Genomic DNA, 694 nt, shown 5'->3' on the forward strand with positions numbered 1-694 from the left:
AGATCAAGAATCCTGCATATACTGCCGCTATAAGATATACAGCCATGTTGAAAATAGGTTCAGGGTTTAAAAGGGCGATACCAGCCAAAAAAAGTGGCGTACAAGAATAGGCTGCCAAGGCGATACCGTTTGCTGCATATTCATCATGTTTGCCTCCATAGGTTTTAGACATCCAATCGATTGCCCAGCCAAGCCCAAATACACCAATAAGCATTGCGATGTAGGTGATTATGTTGAGTTGCAAAGCGCTCTGGGTCGTCAGTTTAGTGATTTGCCCATCGCCAACTTGCCAACCAAACTGTGTCGTCGATATATAGGCGCATATTGGGCTAATCATTGCTAGAACGGCAATGTATGCAACATAAATTCTTCCCGGATTACTATGTTCTTTGCGGATCGATTCCCATTCTTCATCAGGGTGAGTGAACATTCCAAAAGCATGATTCAGTAACATTGTATTTCCCCATATTTTCCAAAAGAATATTTGCTTGATAGTAGACTTGAAATTTGCCTTTCTCATCGATCCTTTACGCTAGGAATCAATTAATGGATCACTCGGTTTTTTGCTCGTCTTTGTTCGGTATCTCTATTACTCGTGTATGATTGGCCAGTCGGCAGCATCGCGAGAGTCTAAATTTGGATCCGTTTCAGCTCCCCAGCGTTTTTGATACAAACCGTCAGGGTCATAGAGTCT

Annotated in this window: 1 protein-coding gene; it reads right to left on the reverse strand. The window is 42.5% G+C overall.

Annotated features, from left to right (window positions below; genetic code table 11):
- Positions 1-454 (reverse strand): Yip1 family protein (locus tag A3756_RS01875; RefSeq protein WP_068552787.1); only part of this gene is annotated, 454 nt, incomplete at its 3' end.
- Positions 455-694: the final 240 nt, after the last annotated feature.

It is taken from the genome of Oleiphilus sp. HI0086 (assembly GCF_001635225.1).